Below are 22405 nucleotides of genomic sequence, written 5' to 3' on the forward strand. Positions count from 1 at the left end.
GGAGGCCTGAGGCTGAGGCCTCATTGCGGTCGCGTCAACCGTGGACCTGCAGCTTTTGCATGACCGGCGTCGTCAAATTCGCGAGGCGCCGCTCGACATCGGGCTTCACCTTGGCGATCGCGGTGTCCTTCACCGGGCCGTAGCCACGGATCTCCATTGGCGCTTTTGCGATGGCGATGAGCTCGGAAACATGCGCGGTGTCGAGCTGACCGAGCATGCGTTCGATCACCCCCTCATACCAGCTGATCAACTCCCGCTCCGCGCGCCGTTCGGCGGTGTAGCCGAACGGATCGAATGGCGTGCCGCGCAAGCCCTTCAACTGCGCCAGCATCGCGAGCGGCATCTGGATCCACTGACCGAAGGCACGCTTGCGGGGCCGGCCGCGGGCGTCCTGCTTCGACGGCAGGAACGGTGGGGCGAGGTGGTATTGGACGCTAAAACCGTCCTCGAATTCCCGCTTCAGCTCGTCGATGAAACCGCTCTGCATATGCAAGCGCGCAACCTCGTACTCGTCCTTGTAGGCCATCAGCTTGAACAGGGCGCGCGCGACCGCCTCCGTGAGCGCTTCGCTGTTGATCGCAGCCTCAGTGCGGCGCACTTTCTCGATCATCTCCCGATAGCGCGCCGCATAGGCCTCGTTCTGATAGGCGGTCAGGAAATCGGCGCGGCGGGCGATGAGCTCATCGAGCGTCTCGGTCTTGGGCGATTCGTCCGCCGTCGGCAGGAAGCCCGGATCGGCCGCCGCGATCCGCCCCCAGGCAAAGGCCTGCTGGTTGCGATCGACCGCAACGCCGTTCAGCTCGATCGCGCGGAGCAGCGCTTGCAGCGCGACCGGCACCAGTCCGCGCTGCCAGGCAAAGCCCAGCATGATGATGTTGGCATAGACGGCATCGCCGAGCAGTCGCTCGGCCAGCGCGTTGGCGTTGATCGTGTCGAGATTGTCGTTGCCGATCACCTGGCGGATGGCGCGCAGGCGTGCGGGCGAGGCGAGATCGGCGTCACGAAAACGAACCACGTCGCCGGTCGGCATCTCCGCGGTGTTGACGACGGCGCGCGTGCCTTTTCGATAGGTGCCGGACGCCTTTGGCGAAGAGCTGACGACGAGATCGCAGCCGATCATCGCGTCGGCCGCACCCTGGTCGATGCGCACCTGGTGCAGCGCGTCGGGCGAGGCGGCAAGCCGGATGAAGCTCAGCACGGGGCCGAACTTCTGCGCAAAGCCGGTAAAGTCCAGCACCGAGACGCCACGGCGTTCCAGATGCGCGGCCATGCCGATCAGCGCGCCCACCGTGATCACGCCGGTGCCGCCGACGCCAGTCACGAGCAGATCGTAGGGACGGTCGAGCGTGGCAGGTTCGGGGAGGGGGAGCGCCGCCGCGCGGCCGATCGCGTCGATCTGGCTCGCGCTTTTCTTCCGGCGCGTTGCGCCTTCGACCGTGACAAAGCTCGGGCAGAAGCCGTTGAGGCAGGAAAAGTCCTTGTTGCAGGCCGACAGATTGATCTGCCGCTTGCGGCCGAATGGCGTCTCCTTCGGTTCGACGCTGAGGCAGTTGGATTCGACCGAGCAATCGCCGCAGCCCTCGCAGACGAGATCGTTGATGTAGGCAAAGCGTTTCGGGTCGGCCATCTGGCCACGCTTGCGCCGGCGCCGCTTCTCGGTGGCGCAGGTCTGCTGATAGATCAGCACCGAGACGCCGGAGACCTCACGCAGCTCGCGCTGCACGGCGTCCATCGCCTCGCGCGGGTGGATGCTCACGCCATCAGGCAGGTCTGCGGGCAGGAACTGCGCGGGATCGTCCGACACCAGCGCGATGCGGGCAACGCCCTCGGCGCGGACGCTGTGCGCGATCGCATGCACGCTGACGGGGCCGTCGACCGGCTGGCCGCCGGTCATGGCGACGGCGTCGTTGAACAGGATCTTGTAGGTGATGTTGGCTTTTGCCGCGATCGCCTGCCGGATCGCCATCGAGCCGGAGTGATAATAGGTGCCTTCGCCGAGATTCTGGAAGATGTGCTTGTTGCCGGTGAAGCGCGACGATGCCGCCCAGTTCACGCCCTCGCCGCCCATCTGGATCAGCGACGAGGTCTCGCGATCCATCCAGCTCGCCATGAAGTGGCAGCCGATTCCGGCCAGCGCCTTCGAACCCTCCGGCACTTTCGTTGACGTGTTGTGCGGGCAGCCCGAGCAGAAATAGGGCGTGCGCGTCGCGCCCGCGACGTTGATCGTGCGCTCCGCTTCCGGCAACAGCGCGGCGGCGCGGGCGGCGAGATCGAGGCCCGGAAACATCGGATCGAGCCGTCGCGCCAGCACTTCCGCCAGCGCGCGCGGTGACAATTCGCCGATCCAGGAGATCAGCCGCGCCCCTCGTTCGTCGTGCTTGCCGACCATGCGCTCGGGCTTGCTGCCGGGATAGTCGTAGAAATATTCCTTGAACTGGCTCTCGATGATGCCGCGCTTCTCCTCGACCACGAGGATCTCGCGCTTGCCGTTCACGAAGTCCATCGCGTCGTGCAGCGCCAGCGGCCAGACCATGCCCACCTTGTAGACGTCGATACCGATGCGGCGGCAGGCAGCCTCGTCGAGGCCCATCAGCCGCAGCGCTTCCATCAGGTCGAGATGCGCCTTGCCGGTCGTGACGATGCCGTAGGTGGCACTGGGAATGTCGTAGATGTGGCGGTCGATCGGATTGGCCTTGGCGAAGGCGTAGACCGCATGCTTTTTCGCTTCCAGCCGTTCCTCAATCTGCGGGCCCGGCAAGTCCGGCCAGCGATAGTGCAGGCCGCCGGGCGGCGGCGTGAAGTCGGGCGTATTGAACACGCGCGGCGGGCGCAGCGCGACGGAGGCACCTGATTCCACGATCTCCGAGATCGCCTTGAAGCCGACCCACATGCCCGAAAAGCGGCTCAGCGCATAGCCATATTCGCCGAACGCCAGATATTCGCCGACATCGGCCGGATGCAGCGTCGGCATGAACCAACTCATGAAGGCGACATCGGACTGGTGCGGCATCGACGAGGACACGCAGCCATGGTCGTCGCCGGCGACCACCAGCACGCCGCCATGCGGCGAGGAGCCGTACGCATTGCCGTGCTTGAGCGCGTCGCCGGAGCGGTCGATGCCGGGGCCCTTGCCGTACCAGAGCCCGAACACGCCATCGACCACGCGATCGGCTTGCGTCTCCACCTGCTGCGAGCCGAGCACGGCGGTCGCTGCGAGGTCCTCGTTCACGGCGGGGAGGAATTCGATGCGGTCCTGCTTCAGCCGCTGCTGGATCCGCCAGAGCTCGAGGTCGATGCCGCCGAGCGGCGAGCCGCGATAGCCGGAGATGAACCCGGCCGTGTTCAGCCCCGCGGCGCGGTCGCGCCTGACCTGATCGAGCGCGATGCGGACGATGGCCTGCGTGCCCGTGAGGAAGACGCGGCCCTCCTCGCGGTCGTAGCGGTCGGAGAGCTCGTAAGTGTCGAGTGATGGAACGGCGTCCATGGTGGACCTCGCGCGGCATCCCTGCCCAATGACGGAAGGTTATGCCTTGGAGGCTGGTAGGTCCTACCTATTTATCCGCGTGCGATCACAAATTCGGTAGAATTTTGCGATACGATATCAAATGTGGTAGATTTCATCGATTTTGAGGGGCGCCGATGATTGAAGACCAGGACACGCGGATTCTCGCGCATCTGCAGAAAGACGGCCGCGCCACCAACCAGCAGCTCGCCGACGAGGTCGGCATGTCGACCTCGGCCTGCTGGCGCCGCGTGCGCGCGCTGGAGGAGAGGGGGGTCATCCAGGGCTATGCGGCCCTGGTTGCGCGCGAGCAGGCGGGCTTTGCGATGTCGGCGATCCTCCACGCCTCGCTGGAGCGGCATGACGCAAAGTTCGTCGACGAGTTCGTATCCCGGGTCACCAAGCGCCGCGAGGTGCTGGAGTGCTTTGCGACTACGGGCGACGCCGATTACCATTTGCGCGTCGTCGTGCAGGACATGGCCGCCTACAACAAATTCCTCGACGAGTTCATGTTCCGCATTCCCGGCATCCGCACCGTGCGCAGCAACGTGGTGCTGAAGGAAATCAAGACGAGTGTGGCGCTGCCGTTCTGAGACATAGGGAAGTCTCGTAGGAAGTATCGTAGGGTGGGCAAAGCGAAGCGTGCCCACGTTTCCTTCATGACAGAAAGAGATCGTGGGCACGGCGTTACGCGCCTTTGCCCACCCTACGGAACCTTCATTACCGCCCCTCCCGCACGAACCTGTTGCGCAACGTGCCTATGCCGGTGATGTCGATCTCGACGACGTCGCCGTGCTTGATGTCGGGAGAAGCACCGTCCGTGCCCATCCAGATCACGTCACCGGGCCACAGCGTGAAATATTTGGTCAGCTCGACCAGAAACGGCACCACGCCAAAGATCATGTCCGCGGTCGCGAAGCGGTTGGTTTCCTTGCCGTTGACCCGGACCACGGTTTCCATTGTCGCCAGATCGGCCGCGGTCTCGATCCACGGGCCCATCGGCTTGAAGGTGTCGGCGTTCTTCGAACGCCACAGGCTGCGGTCCGCCTTCTGCCAGCTACGCTCGCTGACATCGTTGCCGATGGTGTAGCCGAACACGCAATCCATCGCATTCTCTGCGGTGAGGTGCTTCACCTTCTTGCCGATGACGACGACGAGCTCGCCCTCATAATGGATCTTCTCGGTTGCGAAGGCGGGGATCACGACATCCTCGTCATGCGCGATCAGCGCATTCTGGGCGCGGTAGCCGATCTCGGGCCTTTCAGGCACGGCCGGCACCGTGCCGGCCTTGTCGGCGGCTTCCTTCAGGTGCTTGAGGTAATTCAGGCCGACGCAATAGAAGGTGCGCGGGATCAGCGGCAGCTCGACCTTGACCTGCGACAGCGGATGCGTGTGCGAGGTGCGCTGCCATTCGCCAAAGGGATCGCCCTCGACCGCGATCACCTGGTCGCCTTCGGCCAGGCCCCAGGAGGTTTTGCCGGAGGCGGTGAATTTCAGCCAGCGCATGATGTGTCCTTCTTGTTATTCCGCAGCGTCGCGCGGCTGCACTTTCCAGGCGCCCGCCGCCGGCCGCTTCAGGCCGAGATTCTCCCGCAGCGTCTTGCCGCGATACTCCTTCTGGAACAGGCCGCGCCGCTGCAATTCCGGCACGACGTGCTGGACGAAATCGGCATAGGAGCCGGGCACATAGGTCGCGGCGATGACAAAGCCGTCGCAGCCGCGCTCGACGAACATCTCCTCCAGCCTGTCCGCGATCTCCTTGGGGCCGCCGACCATGGCATCGTGCACCTGGCCACGGCCTGAGAAGGTGACGAAGTCACGCGCGCTCGGATTGCTCTTGCCGGAATTCTTCAGCACGCCGTCGCGGATTCCCAGAATGCCCTGCATGCTGTTCAGCTCGTCCGTCGTCAGCGGCTCGTCGAGATCCTTGGAGGCGAAATCGTAGTTGAGCGCTTCGGCGAGCAGCGACAGTGCGTCGATCTCGAGCGGCAGCTTGTTGATCAGCGCCATCTTGTCCTCGGCCTCGGCTTTCGTGGCCGCGCAAACCGGCGTCGTCAAATTGCAGAGAAACATCTGGTCGGGATCGCGGCCGGCTTTCGCGGCCTCGTTGCGCACGGCGGCATAGCCATCCTTGGCGGCCTGAGGATTGCGCGCGGCGGTGAAGATCACCTCGCCCCATCGCCCGGCAAAGCGCTGGCCGCGGCCCGATGCGCCGGCCTGGATGATCACGGGGTGGCCCTGTTGCGAACGCGGCACGGTGAACGGCCCGCGCGATTTGAAGTTTGCGCCCTTGTGATCGAGCCGCTTCACCTTGGTCGGATCGGCAAAGCGGCCGCTCTTCTTGTCCATGATGAGCGCGCCGTCCTCCCAGGTGTCCCAATGGCCGAGCACGACCTCCATGAACTCGTCGGCCTTGTCGTAGCGGGAATCATGTTCAGGATGCGAGTCCCGCCCCATGTTGAGCGCCTCGCCGTCATTGAGCGAGGTGACGACGTTCCAGGCCGCGCGTCCCCCCGACATCAGATCGAGCGTCGCATAGCGGCGTGCGACGTCGAAGGGCTCGTAATAGGTGGTCGAGCAGGTCGCCCCCAGGCCGAGCCTGTCGGTGACCATGCCCATCGTGGTCAGCACGATCAGCGGATCCATCTTCACGCAGCGGATGCCGTATTCGACCGTGTGGGCATGGTCGTTGCCGTAGCGGTCGGGCATCGCCAGGCGATCGTCGAAGAACGCCATGTGGAATTTGCCGGCTTCGAGGATTCTGGCGATCTCCTGATAATAATCCGCCGACATGGAATCGTCGCGGGAGTCAGGGTGCCGCCACGAGCTCGGCAGGTTCGTGCAATTCTGCGCCTGAAGGAAGCCGACAAGGACCATCTGCCGATTCATGCTGTTCTCCTGATGCCGTCAGGCCAGATCGAGGATGGTGTCGAGCCGGTAGTCACGCGCCAGCGCGCGCAGTTTTTCCCAGGTCGCATCCTCGATCTCGATGCCGTCGCGCAGGCGCTGCTGCTCGCGCAGGCCCTCGATCTCGCCGGGATAGTAGACGCCTCGGCTGCCCTCGGAGGGCGGCGTCGATTTGAGGTAGCGCGCGAACTCGGCGACCTCGCGCTTGAACGCCTGCAGCGGCCGGAACGCTGCGACGTTGAACACCGCCATGAAGCAGCCGTCATTATGCCGCCCGGTCGGCTCGACGCCGAATCCCAGGCCGGTGAGCAGGCCGCACAGCACCTCGACCATGGCGGCAAGACCGCTGCCCTTGTAACCCTCCGTGCCGCCGAGCGGCAGCAGCGCGCCGCCCTTGCGGTATTGGGTGGGATCGGTGGTGTGCCGCCCCTCGGCGTCGATGATCCATCCGGTCGGAATCGCCTCGCCGCGGGCAACCGCGAGCTGGATCTTGCCGGCCGCGACAGCCGAGGTCGCCATATCAAGATAGAACGGCGCATCGAGGTCGGACGGCACCGCGATCGAGATCGGGTTGGTGCCGAGCCGCGGCTCCTTGCCGCCGAACGGCGCGACGTGTTTCGGCGAGCGGCCGGAATCCGCCGTGGCAATCCCGATCATCCCTTCGCGCATCGCCATCAAGGGATAGGCGGCGAGGCGGCCGACATGGCTCTGCCGGAATACGGTGCAGGCGGCGACATTCGCCGTCTTCGCCTTCTCGATCGTCAGCGCCATCGCTTTCGCATTGACGTGGAAGCCGAACCCCCAATGTCCGTCGATCACCGTCGTGGTCGGCGATTCCTGGACGATGGACCATTTGGCGCCGGGGACGATGTGTCCGGCCTTGATGCGGTCGATATAGGTGGGAACCGCGATCACGCCGTGGGAGTCGTGGCCGGCGAGATTGGCATTGACGCAGCCGGTTGCGACCGCGTCGGCCTCTTCAGGGGAAGCGCCTGCAGCCTGGAGCAGCGCGGCGCTGATGCGCGTGAGGCGGTCGGCCGTGACGATGGGCATGGCGTTTCCCCGGCTTGGTGCCCTTAATGGGCTGCTCGTTGGGAGCCATCGTCTCAAAGCGCGCGAGCGATATCAATCTCTCGTAAACCAATACAGGGCTGCAGATTCGTAAACAGAATGCGCCTTTGGTCGCAAGGTCTGCGCGCGAACATCCCGCTTGGCGGGATTCCGGACAGTTTTTCGGCGCGTGTTCGCAGCTCGTTCACTTTGATCGGCGGTTTGCGGCGCGCAATAACGACCATTTAGGCGATGGCCCTTCATAAAGGCAGCCGGGAGAAATAGGCAGAAATGCCCGGGAGCTGAGATCGTGCCGACGACACTCGCGCGCACCTTTGCGGCGTTGAGCGCCATCAACGAGGCGATCCTCTACGCGAAATCGCCGGACGAGCTGTACCAGAAGGTCTGCGACGCCGGGTTTTCGAGCGGGGACTTTTTGGCTGTCGCCGTGTTCCTGGTCGGACCGGATGGCAAGCGGCTGCAGTTCGCGGCCGGCTGTGGCGACGATATTCCCCGCCTGAGCTCGATCGTCATCACCACGGAAGCCGGGACCCCCGAAGGCTCGGGTGTCGCCGGCGAGGCCTTTCGGGATCAGAAGCTGTGCGTCAGCAACGACTATCTCAATGATCCGCGCTCGCTGGCATGGCGCGCGGGCGCAGCCGGTGCGCATATCGGCGCTGCTGCGGCGTTGCCGCTGCTCCGCAGCGGCAAAAGCGTCGGCGTGCTCCTTGTCACGCGTGCCGAAGCCAATTCGCTGAACGAGCAGATGGTCTCGCTGTTCGAGCGCATGTCGGCCAACATTTCCTATGCGCTGGACAATTTCGCGCGCGAGACCGCGCGCCAGAGCGGCGAGCGGACGACGCGGCGCCTCAATCGTATGTTCGGCGCGCTCAGCGCCACCAATGAAGCGATCCTGCGGGCCAAGACCGAGCAGGAGCTCTATCAACTGGTGTGTGACGCCTCCGTACACGGCGGCAAGTCCGTGGCGACCATCGTGCTGCTTCGCGATCCGAACTCGCACTGGATGAAGCCGGTGGCGGCGACGGGGCAGAACCTCGAGCTCGTCACCCAGGCGCGCTATTCGATCGATCCCGACAATCCCTACGGCAAGGGCATCTCCGGCGAGGTGTTCCGAACCCAGAAAGCCATCGTCGAGGACGATCTCGCCAGCCGGACCAAGGGAACGGTGTGGGAGCAGGCCAATGTCAACACCGGCGTCGCCGCCTGCGTGGTCGCGCCGCTGATCAGGCACCGCGAGAGTGTCGGCGTGCTGCTGTTCTTCATCAGCCGCTCTTGGGCCAAGGACGAGGGCGTGGTCGCGCTGCTGCTGCGCATGGCGGAGAACGTCTCGTTCGCGCTCGAGAATTTCGACCGCGAGGCCGAGAAGGCCAGGATCGCGGCGGAAGAGGAGCGCCTGGCACGCATGTATGCGGCGCTCAGCGCCACCAACGAGGCGATCCTGCGGGCGCGGACGCGTTCGGAGCTGTTCGACCTCGTCTGCGAGGCGACGGCGAAGGGCGCCAAGTTCACCTCTGCCAACATCGCGCTGGTCGATCATCAGGCCGAGCTGCTCCGCGTCGTCGCCTGCTACGGGCCGAATGCGGATCAGGTTCGCAATTTCAAGTTTTCCACTTCCGACCAGGTCCCCGAAGGGCGCGGGCTCACCGGCACCGCGTTCCGGACGCGCCAGCCTGCCGTCAGCAACGACGTCCTCGCCGACGACCGTATCGCGCCCTGGCAGGCCAGCGCCCGCCGCAACGGCATCGCGTCCTCCGCGGCGCTGCCTCTGTTCAACGGCGATCGCGTCGAAGGCGTGTTCCTATTCAACTCGCCGGAGCGCGGCACCTTCACGCCCGAATTCGTCGAGCTGTTGCAACGGCTCCAGGCCAATGTCGCCTTCGCGCTCGACAATTTCGACCGTGCCGAGGAGCGAGCGCGGGCCGAGGCGCAGAAGGAGCGCTTGACACGCATGTTCGCGGCGCTGAGCGCCACCAATGAAGCGATCGTGCGGGCCAAGTCGCGTGTCGAGCTGTTCGAGCTGGTCTGTCAGGCGGCCTCCACCGGCGGAAAATTCACCTCGGCGACCATAGCGCTGCTGAAGGACGACAGCGACCAGCTCGCGATCATCGCGACGGCCGGGCCGTCTGCCGAGACCACCCGCAACGTTCGTCTCTCCATCGACGCCGACCGGCCCGAGGGCCGCGGCATGAGCGGCACGGCATTCCGCACCCGGCAGCCCTGCATCAGCAACGATTATGTCAACGACAGCCGCGTCAGCGCCTTCCATGCCGTCCTGCAAGGCGAAGGCGCGCGTTCCGGCGCCGCATTCCCGTTGATCACGCACGACCAGCCCGTCGGCGTCATGATCTACATGTCGACCGAGCAGGACACCTTCACGGACGAATTCGTCGAGCTGTTGCAGCGTCTCGCCAACAACGTGTCCTTCGCAATGGAGAATTTCGATCGCGCCGACGAGAAGAACCAGGCGGACGAGCGGATCGAATATCTCGCCTCGCATGACAGTCTGACCGACCTGCCGAACCGCGAGACCTTCAACGGGCTGCTCCGTGAGGCGATCGACGAGGCGAAACGCCACGATCACCGTTTTGCGGTGCTGTTCATCGATCTCGACCGCTTCAAGGTCATCAACGATTCGCTCGGTCACGAGGCCGGCGACCTGCTTCTGCTCGAAGTGGCCAATCGCCTCCGCGGCGCATTGCGGGCCAGCGACGTGGTCGCGCGCCTCGGCGGCGACGAGTTCGTGGTGATTCTCGACCAGTGCGGCGAAATCGACGACGTCCAGCGCATCGCCGCCGGGCTGCTCGCTGCGCTCGCCGAGCCGATGGTGCTGGCCGGCCACGAGTGCCACACCACGGCCTCGATCGGCATCGCGATGTATCCGGCCAACGGCTCGGACGCGCAGACGCTGACCAAGAACGCCGACATGGCGATGTATCTCGCCAAGGAAGACGGCAAGAACGGCTATCGCTTCTTCTCCAAGGAAGTGAAGACGCAGTCGATCGAGCGCCTCTCGCTGGAGAGCGCGCTGCGCCGCGCGCTGGAGCGCGAGCAGTTCTCGCTGAACTACCAGCCCAAGGTGGACATGGAGACCGGCCAGATCACCGGCGTCGAAGCCCTGCTGCGCTGGACCCATCCGGATCTCGGCAGCATCTCGCCGGCGCAATTCATTCCGCTCGCGGAGGAAACCGGTCTGATCGTACCGATCGGCCGCTGGGTGGTGAAGGAGGCCTGCGCGCAGGCCATGGCCTGGCAGCGCCGCGGCCTGCTGCCGGTGTCGATGGCGGTCAATCTGTCGCCGCGGCAGTTCGCCGACGAGCATCTGTTGCAGGACGTCGACGAGGCGCTGGCGGCCAGCGGCATGTCGCCGGTGCTGCTCCAGCTCGAGGTCACCGAGAGCATGATGATGCGCAATGTCGGACGCGCGCTGAAGGTGCTCGACGCCATCCAGAGCCGCGGCATTCGCCTCGCCATCGACGATTTCGGCACCGGCTATTCGTCGATGTCGTTGATGAAGCATTTCCCGATCGACACGATCAAGATCGACCGCTCCTTCGTGCGCGACCTGCCGCAGGATTCGGAGGACCAAGCGATCGCGCAGGCGATCATCAGCATGGGCAAGGCGCTCGGCATGACCGTCGTTGCCGAGGGCGTCGAGAACGCCGAGCAGGAAGCGTTCCTGCGCACCCATGGCTGCGACGAGATGCAGGGCTTCCTGATCTCCAAGCCGCTGCCGGCCAGGCAGATGGCCGAGCTGTTGCGGCCGATCGCACTGCCGGTCGCGCCGCCGCTCCAGCCTGAGTTCGACGTTGCCGCGACCGAGGCCGCGGCGTTACGGCTGAAAAGCGCTGTCGTCTGACGGCTGCGGATGCAGCTCGCGAACTTCGTGATCGGCGCCTTCGGCAATGCTCGGAAAATCCTGCGGTCCCGTCAGCGAGGTCTGCTCGACGAACAGCGACAGGATCGCGCGCGCGCCGTCGGCGAAGCTCGTGCCTTCGTTCAGGCCCAGCTCGGCGCACCATGCGCGGCTCATCGGCTCCTGGTCGTCGACAACAGCCATGGCGGGACCCCACCACCAGGCAGGCGCGGGCGAGCGCTCGTTCTCCGGCACGACATGCCAGCGGACGAATTCATCCATCACGCGCTCGAACTCCAGGCGTGCAGCCTGATGCATTGGATCGATACTCCTTCGAATCCGCGCCTGGTGACAGGCCGTCACGCGGATTCGATTGTGGCCTTGACGCTCGGAAAACAGGCTCGCGCAAATCGGCCGAGCCGCACATGCCGACATCATCGTTGGCAGTGCCCAAAAATGCGGCCGTCGGAGATACGCCAACGGCGGCAGCGAAGGCCCTTTCTAGCCGCTTGGAGGTACGGCAGGCAAGGTGCGGGAGTTACGGTTGCTTAACGGACCTTGAGCGGATGCGCCTTCTGGTGCCAGGCCCAGGCGGTGCGGATCACCGTCGCGAGGTCGGAATGACGCGGCACGAAGTTAAGGACTTTTCGCGCGGCCGAGGCGTCGGCGACGAGATAGGTGGGATCGCCGGCGCGGCGAGGTTTGACGGTGTGCGGCACCTCGCGCCCGGTCTCCCGCCTGATGGCGTCGAGAATCTGGCGCACAGAGAAGCCTGAGCCGGTGCCGAGATTGAAGCTCCCGCCGGCATGCCCGGTTTCCAGGAGCTTCAGTGCCGCGACATGCGCGTCGGCAAGGTCGGTGACGTGGATGTAGTCGCGGATCGCTGTGCCGTCGGGCGTGTCGTAATCGTCGCCGAACACCGCGAATTCGACATGACCCTGGAGTGCCATCATGGCGCGCGGGATGAGATGGGTCTCGATGTCGCGCAGCTCGCCGATTTCGCCTGAGGGATCGGCGCCGCTGGCGTTGAAATAGCGCAGGCAGAACGCGCCGAAGCCATAGGCTGTGCGATAATCGGCGAGCATGCGCTCGATCATCAGTTTCGACGCGCCGTAGGGATTGATCGGCGCGCAAGGGAAATCTTCCGGCAGTTCTTTCGAATCGGCGTTACCGTAGACGGCGCCGGTCGAGGAGAACACGATTCGATGGCAGCCGGCGTTGCGCATCGCCTGGAGCAGCGACAGCGTGCCCTGCACGTTGTTGATGTAATATTTCTGCGGGTCGGTCATGGATTCGCCGACGAGGCTCGCCGCCGCGAAATGCATCACCGCCGCGACGTCATGCTCGGCGAAGGCGCGCGCCAGCGCCGCACCGTCGAGCAGATCGCCCGTCACCAGGGGGCCTGTGACGAAGCTGCGATGACCTGTCGAGAGATTGTCATAAACGACGGGCTGATAGCCGGCAGCAGTCAGTGCGCGGCAGGCATGCGAGCCAATGTAGCCTGCGCCTCCTGTGACGAGGACAGTCGGTCGGTCGGTCATGTCGTCTTCTGCTCTTCTCTTAGCGGAGGGGCCGGTTGCGGCTGAAGAGAAGATAGAGCGCGCGGGGGTTGGTGGTCAAATAGCGCCAGAACAGGCGGCGCGGCTCGAGCAAGGTGCGCCAAGCCCATTCGAGGCCGATTTTCTGCATCCATTGCGGCGCGCGGGATCGGCTGCCCGATAAAAAGTTGAACAACCCGCCGGATGTCTTGATGACGCCAACATTGGTCAGCAGCGGTGTGTATTGCTCGACGAATGCCTGCTCGTTGGGCACGCCGAGCGCGACCCAGAGATAATCGGGCGCGAGCGCATTGATTTCCTCGACCTTCGCGCGCAGGGCCTCACCGCGCAGATAGCCGTGGCTGTGCCCGACGATCTTGAGGTTCGGGTACATCTTGCGGACGTTCTCGACCGCCGCGGCATTTTCCTCCTCGCTGGCACCGAACATGTAGAAGGTGCGGCCCAGCGCTTCGGCCTTGCGCGCGACGACGTGGAACAGGTCTGTGGTCGCGACCCGCTCCGGCAGGGGAAACCAGGATTGCAGCCTCGAGGCCGCCACCAGCGGCTGGCCGTCGGCGTTGATCAGGTCAGCGCCGCGGAACAGGCGTTCGGTCTCCGGCTCGGTCGAGCAGCGCGCCAGCACCTCGCCATTGGCCGAGGTCAGATGCAGCGGACGGCCGATGCGATTGTCGGGATCGGTGGCCGCGATCATGAAATCGGCGGTCGCTTCCATGTCGAGCGCGGCCATGCGAAGGCCGCCGATGGTGATCCGCGGCACGTCTGCGGTTGCAGCACGACCGTCCAGATTGACGCGGCGCTCAAGCATATTGTCTGCCTCGCTGGCGCGCTTGGGTTGCGGGGGTGAGTTCGTCGAGCACGACGCCGACGAGCTTGCGCTCGGCACGGCCGAGCATGCTCAGGATTTCTTCGAGGCTGTCGTTGATGTCGTGGCTGGTGGGCAGCACCGCCACCAGAGCATCGGTGTCGTCGAGCAGCCTGCGGCTACCGGCCGCAAGCGGCATTGCGGGGCCGTCGAGGACCACGAGGTCGTAGCCGCCGGCGGAGCGCGCCTGCGCGATCGCCTTGCGGATGGCCTCAGCCGCCTTGCCGGTGTCGCCGTCCGCGGCCGGAAGCACCGAGATGCCGTTGACTGTCTTGATCTCGCGCGCGGCCTTGCTGCCGATCGAGAGCCAGCCGCGTGCGCTCGGCTCGCTCTTGCCGGACCGATTGACCTTGTTGGAGAGCGAATGGGCCTGATGGTCGGCATCGATCATCAGCACGCGGGCGCCGTCGCGCGCGGCTGCGAGCGCGAAATTCAGCGCGGTCACGCTGCGCCCGACAGTGTCGCCGGCACCGAGCAGCGCGACCACGGGCATCGCCTTGCCGCCGCCGCGCCGGGCCGTTGCCGCGCGCATGTCGCGCCAGGCGTTGAGCAGGCTCGTCAGGGGGAAGCCGGGACGCAGCGTCGGCCAGCCCACCCGTGTCAGGTCGACGCCGCCGCCGGTGGCGAGAATGGCGCCCAGCGTATGGATGACGTCGGCCTCCTGGAGACGCGCGATCAGCGGCTTTTCGATCGGAGGCGGTTCGGCCATCGCGGGTTGCAGCGGCGGCGCGACAATTTCGGGGGGAGCGTCAGCGAGGTCCTGAGATCGCGCAACCGGTTGAGGTCGGGCCATCTCGGGAGTCCGCTTGGTTTCAGAAGTCCGGGGTGGCTGCGGCGCGGTGTTGCGTTCACGGCGGACCGGCATGGGAGCGCCGCCAAACAGCAGCTCGGCCGCGGCGAACCAGCTCGACGCCGCGAGCGCGCCGAAGATGAAGCCGATCATGGCGAACAGGCTCATCCCCGGCGGATACGAGCGTCGCTGCGGCACGGTGGCTTCGCCGATGATTCGGGCGGCCGAGGTGTTCAGGCTCTCCTGCTCCTCGGTCTCGCGCGAACGCTTGAGGAAGGATTGATAGACGTCGCGGCTGGCGTCGGCCTCGCGCTCGAGCTCGCGCAGGCGCACGGCGGCCTGGCTCAGCTGCACGCTTTGCCGCTTCTGCGCTTCCAGCGCGCGGTTCAGGGACGCCTCGTAATCCCTGGCGCGCGTCAGATCGTTCTTGGCCGATTGGGCGAAGCGATCGATCTCCTCGCTGATGGTGCGCTTGAGGTCCTCGACCTGCTTCTCGGTCTGGCGCAGCGCCGGATGGCGCGGGCCGAGCTCGGCGGTCTGCTCGGCGTATTTCTTGCGGGCATCGGCATATTGCGCGCGCAGATTCGCGATCGTCGGCGATTGCAGCGCTTCCGGAATCGCGCCCGCGTCGGCGGCCGTGCGGCGGGTCGCCTCGATCTGGTCGAGGCGGGCCTGCGCGTCCATCGTCGCGGCGCGGGCGGCGGACAGCCGCTGGTTGCTGGAGGAGAGCTGCTGGTCGGAGATCAGCGCGTCCTGGGTGCCGACGAAATTGTTCTGGGCCTTGTAGGTCGCAAGCGCGGTCTCGGCGTTGCGCAGCCGCTCGCGCAGGTCCCGCAAGCGGCCGGAGAGATCGGTGGTGGCGCGCCGCGCCGCGAGCGCCTGCGAATTGCGGGACTCCGCGAGGTAGGCATTGGTCAGCGTGTTGGCGAGCATCGCCGCCTTGGCCGGATCGATCGACCACACCTCGATATCGACGATGAAGCTCTTCTCGGTCTTGCGAATGGTGATGTGCCGGTTCAGCGCCTCGAGCGCCGCAAGCTGCACTTCCCTGGTCTCCGCGGCGGACGGCGCGCGGGGCTGGAGGCCGATCAGGCCGAGCAGCGACGATATCAGCGCTTTTTCGTCGCCGCCGCCGAATTCGGGATCCTTGTCGAGACCTGCCTGCTGGATCACCTGGAGCAGCACGCTGTTGGAGGTGATCAGGCGCGCCTGGCTCTCCACCACCATGGCCATGCCGGAGACGTCCTGCGCACGCGGGGTGAGTTCGCGATCGACGAGCTGAAGCTCGCGCGGGTCGACGTAAAGCTGGGCGGTGGCGGTGTAGCGGGGCGTCAGGCTCTTGCCGACGGTGACCGCAAGGGTCGCGCCGAGCAGGGCGGCAGCGGCAATCGCGATCTTCCGGCGCCAAAGCAGATTGGCCAGCTCCAGCACGCTGAAGCCGGCTTCATGTCTCTGCTGCGGGCCCTCCGGCTTGGCCGGATTTTTGGCCCGATCGATCGGCTGGTTATAGTCAAGCATGATCCCCAGCTTCCATTCCAGCTGCCGCGGGCTGAGGGGTTACTCTTCGCTTTACGCCACGCACCCGGGATATAGGTGCCCAATCAACGCAACAGGGAAAATTAACCATACTCATTGAGGGACTATTCACCGAAATGGCAAACAAAGCGTTTAAGCGCATGCCGCTGTTCGACGCGTCGCAGTGACGTAGAGGCCCCCGAGAGATTAACGGTTCGTTACCGCGCGCAGCATCGCCGCGAAGCTTCGCCTGTCGTTCGACGAGGGGCGCGCGCATTGTCAGCTCTTCCGCAGGATGACGTGGTAATCGCCGCGGCGCACGTCCGTCCCGCGCGGCAGCACGGCATTCAGCACGGCGGCCCCGGCATCGACCAGGGTCGCGACCAGCGGTTTGCGCAGGCGCATCTCGGGATAACGCGGGCTCTCGACCTCGCGGCGGTAGATCATTTCGAGGCCGCTCGCGCGCGCGAAAGCCTCGAGCCGCGACAACGTCACCAGCGGATGGAAGAAGGTCGGGAACGGCGGCTCGCCGGGCAGGCCGGCATTCTTGATGCCGCGGATGTTCCGGTAGAACCAGACGTGAAACCAGTGCGGCGAGTATTTGGTGACGATTCCGGACAGCGAGTGCGGATTGGGCGCGCCGATCAGGATCAGCCCGCCGCGTTTGAGCGCGTCGCGGAAGTTCAACAGCGCAGCCTCGACGTCGGGAAGATGCTCGAGCACGTTGTAGCAGATGACGAGATCGAAGGATTCGGGCGCGCAGCGGTAGGTCTGCACGTCGCCGAGGATGGCCTCGTCCGCGTAGTCGTTGTTCTTGACCTGATCCTCGTCGATGTCGACGACGGTGACGTGGCTGCGGCTCAGCAGCTCGGTCGGCAGAAAGCTGCACGAGCCGCCGCCGGCTTCATAGGTCGCGAGCCGGCCCTGCGGCAGTTCGCGGCGCAGCAGTTCATGAACGGCAAGCAGGCTGTCGCGCGCTTCACCGGGGACAAGATCGAGCAGGGCCTGGGTGTGTGCAGTGGCCGCGGGGGTGCTGATCGCCGTGGCTGTCGCGAAATCGATCGTGGCTGACTTGTTCATATTTTCTGACCGCGCTTGTTCTATTCAAATTTACAGGAAAAATCGCGCAAGCCCGAAGAGCAAAACCGATGCCGCGCCGCTTCACCGGTCGCGGTGCTTACGTTCGGGTTAATGCGCATGGCCGTTAACTACGGCATTCTTCGCATCGCACTATCGGGAGGCACTGGACTGCGAATTGCAGTACCACGCGCGCATGGATCTGCCGGGAAAACACGTGAGAGCGGTTAAGCGTATGCCGGAAAGCGGGCATTGCAGGGAGAGCCGCGCGTTGATGGCATTTCGCGGCGCGATCCCGCCGTTCACTTTGGCACGCATCTGTTCCGTCGCGCTGTGCCGTCGCGGGACGGCGGCGATGCAGGCAGGGCTTTTTCAACATATCTCGGGCATCTAGGCGCCATGACATTGATCCCGACAGAGCTGTCCGCGAGCCGAATCTCGGATGCCGTGCGCGATCCCGATCGCGAGATCGCGGCGAGCTCGCGCGTCATCGACCTGTCGGTCGGCATCGTCGTCTGCATTCCCTGCTTCCGCCGCCCGCAGCATCTGCGGCTGACGCTGGACTCGCTGGTGAACCAGCGCACCCCGCGCTCCTTCGCGGTGGTGATGGTCGAGAATGATGCCGCCAGGCGCGAGAGCGCTCCGGTTGCCGCGGAATATCTCGCCGCGGGCAGGCTCCAGGGCATTTGTCTGGTCGAGCAGCGCCAGGGCAATTGCCAGGCGATCAACGCTGCCTTCGAGACGGCGCAGGCGCTGTTTCCCGCCGCGACGCGTTTCCTGATGATCGACGACGACGAGATCGCATCGCCCGACTGGCTCGAGCTGATGGTTCGCACCGCGGAGGCCACCGGCGCCGACGTGGTCGGCGGGCCGGTGCTGCCGGTGTTCGACGATGACAGCAAGCCCTGGCTCGCGCGTCATCCCGCCTTCTGTCCGGCTTACGACTACACCGGCGCGGTGCCGCTGATCTATGGCTGCGGCAATTGCCTGATCACGCGCGCAGCGTTCGAGCGGCTCGGCAGTCCGGCCTTCGACCTGCGCTTCAACTTCCTCGGCGGCGGCGACTGCGACTTCTTCTATCGCTGCCGCGATGCCGGCATGATCTTCCACTGGACGGCGGAGGCGGTCATCACCGAGACCGTGCCGCAAAGCCGCACCAGCACCGGCTGGATCGCAAAGCGGGGCCTGCGTATCGGCGCGATCAATTATCGTGTGCAGTACAAGGCCGCGCAGGGCGCAGCGGCTCGGGCGCGCGTGTTCGCGCAGATGCTGGGGCGGCTGCCGTTATCACTCGTGCGTGCGGCCCGTCTGCTGCCGACGTCGAAAGCCGTGGTCGCGGTGCATCCGGTCATGGTCGCGTTCGGTTCGGCGCTCGCGGCGTTCGGTTTCGATCCCAAACCCTATGCGGCCTCCAAGATCGTCTCTTGACGATTTGCTAGAGGCCGAAGCAGGTGAGGACGACCCTGAGCGCGGAGCGCGGCACGGATTTGAGCGACCGCCGCCCAATCATTCCGAGATAGCTGAAAGCCTCGCGATACCGGCGGAAGCGGGCCGCCTGCATCGCCGAATAGGTGACGAGATGAATCTCGGCGGCCCGGCGCAGTCCGGCCGCGGAGCCCGTGGGCAGCCTTGCCAGGATCAGACCGTCGTCGAAGATGCGCGCGACCGCCGGGAGGAAATCTTGCGGCGTCCGTGCCGCGGCGTTCATGGTGTTGGCCGTGTGCACGCGATAATCCAGCAGCAGCCGTGGTGTGAACGCGAACTCGCCGATCGCGGCAAGACGACACCAGCAATGCCAGTCCTCGCAATATCTCAGCCCCACGTCGAAGCCGCCGACCGCGCGGAAGGCCTCCGCGCGCGCGATGGCGATGCCGCCATTGACGATGAAGTTGCCGCTCGTCAGCCGCGCCAGCACGTCGCCGGACGGCTTGCGGCGTCCTTTCAGCAGCTCGCGCCGGCCGATCTGCCGGCCCTCGCTGTCGATCGTGTTGTAGTCGCCGTAGACGACAACGGCGTGAGGCGCACGGCGCGCGGCCGCCAGCAGGGCCGCCACCGCGCCCGGACGCAGGCGGTCGTCGGCGTCGAGGAAGAGGAGCCAGTGGCCGCTCGCATGTCGCGCGCCGAGATTGCGTGCTGACGATACGCCGGCCGAATTGTTGGTCATCAGGCGCAGCCGCGGATCGGTCATGGCGCGGACGATTGCGATGGTGCCGTCGATCGAGCCGTCGTCCACGACTATCACCTCGGCGACCTCGTCCTGTGCCAGCGCGCTCGCGATGGTTTCGCCGATATAGGCCGCAACGTTCTTGGCCGGAATGACGATGGAGACCGGCGCGGCCGGGATCACCGGCAACGGGTCGTGCGCGCCTGGCGCGAGGGGCGGCGCGGTCGGTAGATCGAGAATGGCGTCAGCAATGATCAAGCTGCGGCTCGTTCTTAAGGGTCTGTTAACCAGGGCGCATCTGCCGAACCGGCAGATGCCGGCGATCGCAATCTCGGCCGCCGAGGATGATACCCGCATTACGGCCAAATCGTTTTTGCGAAGGCCGCCGCGAGGCCGGTTTCGTCAATTAGCGTTAAGCCGATGGCATTAAGCCTGTCGCAAAATTGGACGCGTGCGGCAGCCGGTCCCATGCGAGAATGCGCGTCATCTTGCTGCCGCGGATGGACTGAAGTGCCCGCAAAGACATTCGACTACGATTCCGACGACATGGTCCTCAACCTCTTCTACGAGGACAAGGACGATCGCTGGTTTCCCGGCGACCGCCATCTGCGGCGCATGGCGCGCCGCATGCTGTTCGGCGAGCCGCGCATGAGCGGGCAGCTGCGCGTGTTCCTCAATCTCCGCGCCGGCCTCGATCGCCTCGGCATCCGCTACCGCGTCAACGATTACGGCTACATCGCGCAGCATCCCGACGAAGTCGCCTGCATCATCGGCCGCACCTTCCTGCTCGACAAGTTCGCGTGGAAGAATCCGATCCTTCTTGGGGTCGCCGCGCATAATCATCCGCTCGACGACCCCGATCTGTTCAAGCGCCTGCCGGTGAAGAAGGTCGTAGTGCCCGGCCCGTGGTACGCCGAGATGTACCGGCCGCATTGGCCCGACACCGAGGCCTGGCCGGTCGGCATCGACACCGATCTCTGGGCGCCGTCACGGCCCTCGCAGAAGTCCGTCGACGTCCTGATCTACGACAAGGTCCATTGGGACCGGGAGCGCTATGCGCCCGACCTGATCGAGCCCGTCCGCGCCAGGCTCCGGAAAGAGGGACGCTCGTTCACGGAGCTGCGCTACGGCAGCTACAAGGAAGAGGATTTCCAGGCCGCGCTGGCGCGTTCGCGCGCGATGATCTTCCTGTGCCAGAATGAAAGCCAGGGCATCGCCTATCAGCAGGCGTTGTCTTGCGGCGTGCCGGTGTTCGCGTGGGATCCCGGTGGTCCCTGGCGCGACCCCGATTATTATCCGCACCGCGTGCAGTTCGGGCCGGTGTCGTCGGTGCCGTATTGGGATGCGCGCTGCGGCGCGAGGTTCACCGATAGGGCCGCTTTCGAGGCAGGCTGGGACGATTTCTGGGCTGGCTGTGCCGCCGGTCGGTTCGACCCGCGCGGCTTCGTGCTCGACAATCTCACGCTGGAGCAGCGCGCGCTGCAATATTACGAGATCGCGCGCGGCGTGGCGCGGCAGCAGAAGGCGGCCGCCTCCTCCGGAATGCTGGTTGACGGATGGTTAAGGCGGATCGGCTAAGACCTGAGGCTTGCCCCGGTTTACCAGACTGCACCTGAGCCACCTGCCTCACGCCATGGATCGCAGCGCCGCTGACATGACCGACGTCGAGGCCCGATCGCTCGGTCACGTCCTGCGCGACGGGCTGGCCGAGCTGAATGCCGCGCAGGCGGCGCGCTGCCTCATCGTGGTGGCCGCTTTGCTGCTCGTGCTGGTGACGCTCGATCCCTTTCCGGACTTGCGCAATCCTGATGTCGCCACCGTCGTCGGCGGCCGCATGGCGCTGAACTACGTCGCCTTCGGCCTGCTCGCCGCGGTGGCGGTGCTGTTCGTGGCCGCCGCCGATGCCCCCGCACTGAAGAGCTTGGTGACGCCGCTGCATCTCGGCCTCGTCGGCTGGATGCTGATCAACATCGCCTTCTCGGAGAGCCGCGGCGTGTCGATGCAGCGCTTTGCGCTCGCTGCCAGCGTGACGTCGCTCGCCGTGGTGCTGCCCTTGCTGCCGCCGACGCAGCGCAGCTTCAATCTGTGCCTCGGCGGCGCCGCGCTGGTGCTGCTGATACTGTGCTATCTCGGCGTCGTCCTCGCCCCGCAATATTCCATCCACACCGCGCTCGACATCACTGAGCCGCAGCTTGCCGGCGACTGGCGCGGCAGCTTTGGCCACAAGAACGTCGCCTCGCCCGTGATGACCATTTTGGTCTATGTCGGCATTTACCTGTCCGCGGTCGGCTCCTTCGTGATGGGACCCGCGATCGCGCTGCTGGCCGGCGTCTTCCTGATCTTCACCGGCGGCAAGACCTCCTCGGTGCTGTGCCTCGCCATCTATGCGCTGGCCTCGCTGGTCTACGTCACGCCAAGCTTGTGGCTGAAGCGGGTCATCTGCTTTGCACCGCTGATCGTGATGAACTTGCTGACGGTCGGCAGCGTCCTGAGCCCGGCGCTGGGGTCGGCGACGCGGCTGCTGCGGGTCGATCCCACCTTCACCGGCCGTTCCGACATCTGGGAATTCGCGCTCGCGGCCGTCGCCGAAAAGCCGATCATCGGCCACGGCTATGCGGCGTTCTGGGACGATGTGACCGAGCGCGAGACGGCCAAGGGCTCGGAATGGGCGGTGACTGCGGCGCACAGTCACAACAGCTATCTCGATCTCGCCATCACCATCGGCCTGCCGGGCCTGCTGCTGGTCGTGCTCATCTTCGTGCTCGCCCCGCTCCGCAACTTCCAGGCGGTCCAGGCCCATAATCGCAGCAATGCGCTGGGCAAGCTGTTCCTGACCATCTGGCTGTTCGGCCTGTATTTCGGCACGACCGAGACCTTCCTGCTCGAGCGGCAGAATCCGGTCTGGTTCATGTTTGCCATGGCCGTCGCCGGCCTGCACTTCCTGGCGAGGTTCCAGTGCGTCGAGCGGACGGAACCGTGACGCTGACAGCTTGTCGCAGCTGCCGATCTCTCGCAGGACCGGATGGTGGCATCGGCTTAACGATAAGCACCGACGTCGCTTGTGGTCGCCGGCAAAACGTTATCTAGCTGGAAACATTCAGTAAC

The 22405-nt window shown here is 65.4% G+C and carries 16 protein-coding genes; 6 read left to right on the forward strand and 10 right to left on the reverse strand.

What is annotated here, in order from left to right:
• Window positions 1–34: 34 nt before the first annotated feature.
• Complete coding sequence (locus HYH08_RS23425) at window positions 35–3484, reverse strand: indolepyruvate ferredoxin oxidoreductase family protein (protein ID WP_220012188.1); 3450 nt, start codon at window positions 3482–3484, stop codon at window positions 35–37.
• A gap of 155 nt (window positions 3485–3639) precedes the next feature.
• Between HYH08_RS23425 and HYH08_RS23430 the strand changes: the two genes are divergently transcribed.
• Window positions 3640–4095 carry an Lrp/AsnC family transcriptional regulator gene (locus tag HYH08_RS23430; RefSeq protein ID WP_220012189.1) on the forward strand — a complete coding sequence of 152 codons (456 nt, stop codon included), beginning with the start codon at window positions 3640–3642 and terminating at the stop codon, window positions 4093–4095.
• Window positions 4096–4222: 127 nt separating this feature from the next.
• On the opposite strand, the gene HYH08_RS23435 is transcribed toward HYH08_RS23430, so the two are convergent.
• Genes HYH08_RS23435 through HYH08_RS23445 form a run of 3 tightly spaced genes read right to left on the reverse strand, consistent with a single transcriptional unit; the run spans window position 4223 to window position 7462 of the window.
• Complete coding sequence (locus HYH08_RS23435) at window positions 4223–5008, reverse strand: fumarylacetoacetate hydrolase family protein (RefSeq protein ID WP_220012190.1); 786 nt, start codon at window positions 5006–5008, stop codon at window positions 4223–4225.
• Between the two features lie 15 nt (window positions 5009–5023).
• Window positions 5024–6391: an LLM class flavin-dependent oxidoreductase gene (locus tag HYH08_RS23440; protein ID WP_220012191.1), complete on the reverse strand. Its 1368-nt coding sequence runs from the start codon at window positions 6389–6391 to the stop codon at window positions 5024–5026.
• 18 nt (window positions 6392–6409) lie between these two features.
• A complete protein-coding gene (locus tag HYH08_RS23445) occupies window positions 6410–7462 on the reverse strand; it encodes an Ldh family oxidoreductase (protein ID WP_220012192.1) in 1053 nt (350 codons plus the stop codon).
• A gap of 307 nt (window positions 7463–7769) precedes the next feature.
• Between HYH08_RS23445 and HYH08_RS23450 the strand changes: the two genes are divergently transcribed.
• The gene (locus tag HYH08_RS23450; protein WP_220012193.1) at window positions 7770–11336 is read left to right on the forward strand and encodes a bifunctional diguanylate cyclase/phosphodiesterase; all 3567 of its coding nucleotides are present in this window, start codon (window positions 7770–7772) and stop codon (window positions 11334–11336) included.
• Here the strand turns inward: HYH08_RS23450 and HYH08_RS23455 are convergent.
• The 5 genes from HYH08_RS23455 to HYH08_RS23475 form a co-directional block, all read right to left on the reverse strand.
• The gene (locus HYH08_RS23455) at window positions 11310–11651 is read right to left on the reverse strand and encodes a hypothetical protein (RefSeq protein WP_220012194.1); all 342 of its coding nucleotides are present in this window, start codon (window positions 11649–11651) and stop codon (window positions 11310–11312) included. The two genes, HYH08_RS23450 and HYH08_RS23455, sit on opposite strands and share 27 nt — an antisense overlap.
• 230 nt (window positions 11652–11881) lie before the next feature.
• Window positions 11882–12874: a UDP-glucose 4-epimerase GalE gene (galE, locus tag HYH08_RS23460; RefSeq protein WP_220012195.1), complete on the reverse strand. Its 993-nt coding sequence runs from the start codon at window positions 12872–12874 to the stop codon at window positions 11882–11884.
• Window positions 12875–12893: 19 nt separating this feature from the next.
• On the reverse strand, window positions 12894–13697 hold the full coding sequence (locus HYH08_RS23465; protein ID WP_220012196.1) for a WecB/TagA/CpsF family glycosyltransferase: 804 nt from the start codon (window positions 13695–13697) through the stop codon (window positions 12894–12896).
• Window positions 13690–16062, reverse strand: coding sequence for an exopolysaccharide transport family protein (locus HYH08_RS23470; protein WP_220012197.1), 2373 nt, complete (start codon window positions 16060–16062; stop codon window positions 13690–13692). Before HYH08_RS23470 ends, HYH08_RS23465 begins: the two co-directional genes overlap by 8 nt.
• A gap of 276 nt (window positions 16063–16338) precedes the next feature.
• Window positions 16339–17139: a class I SAM-dependent methyltransferase gene (locus tag HYH08_RS23475; protein ID WP_220012198.1), complete on the reverse strand. Its 801-nt coding sequence runs from the start codon at window positions 17137–17139 to the stop codon at window positions 16339–16341.
• 175 nt (window positions 17140–17314) lie between these two features.
• On the opposite strand from HYH08_RS23475, the gene HYH08_RS23480 reads away from it, so the two are divergent.
• Both HYH08_RS23480 and HYH08_RS23485 read left to right on the forward strand, forming a co-directional pair.
• Window positions 17315–17530, forward strand: coding sequence for a hypothetical protein (locus HYH08_RS23480; RefSeq protein ID WP_220012199.1), 216 nt, complete (start codon window positions 17315–17317; stop codon window positions 17528–17530).
• A gap of 5 nt (window positions 17531–17535) precedes the next feature.
• Window positions 17536–18564, forward strand: a complete 1029-nt coding sequence (locus HYH08_RS23485) for a glycosyltransferase family 2 protein (protein WP_220012200.1) — start codon at window positions 17536–17538, stop codon at window positions 18562–18564.
• 7 nt (window positions 18565–18571) lie between these two features.
• Here the strand turns inward: HYH08_RS23485 and HYH08_RS23490 are convergent, their stop codons facing one another.
• A complete protein-coding gene (locus tag HYH08_RS23490; protein ID WP_220012201.1) occupies window positions 18572–19558 on the reverse strand; it encodes a glycosyltransferase in 987 nt (328 codons plus the stop codon).
• A gap of 252 nt (window positions 19559–19810) precedes the next feature.
• On the opposite strand from HYH08_RS23490, the gene HYH08_RS23495 reads away from it, so the two are divergent.
• On the forward strand, window positions 19811–20878 hold the full coding sequence (locus tag HYH08_RS23495) for a glycosyltransferase (protein WP_220012202.1): 1068 nt from the start codon (window positions 19811–19813) through the stop codon (window positions 20876–20878).
• Window positions 20879–20933: 55 nt separating this feature from the next.
• Window positions 20934–22280 carry an O-antigen ligase family protein gene (locus HYH08_RS23500; protein ID WP_220012203.1) on the forward strand — a complete coding sequence of 449 codons (1347 nt, stop codon included), beginning with the start codon at window positions 20934–20936 and terminating at the stop codon, window positions 22278–22280.
• Window positions 22281–22405: the final 125 nt, after the last annotated feature.

The organism is Bradyrhizobium sp. BR 10289 (genome assembly GCF_019455385.1).
GTDB lineage: Bacteria > Pseudomonadota > Alphaproteobacteria > Rhizobiales > Xanthobacteraceae > Bradyrhizobium.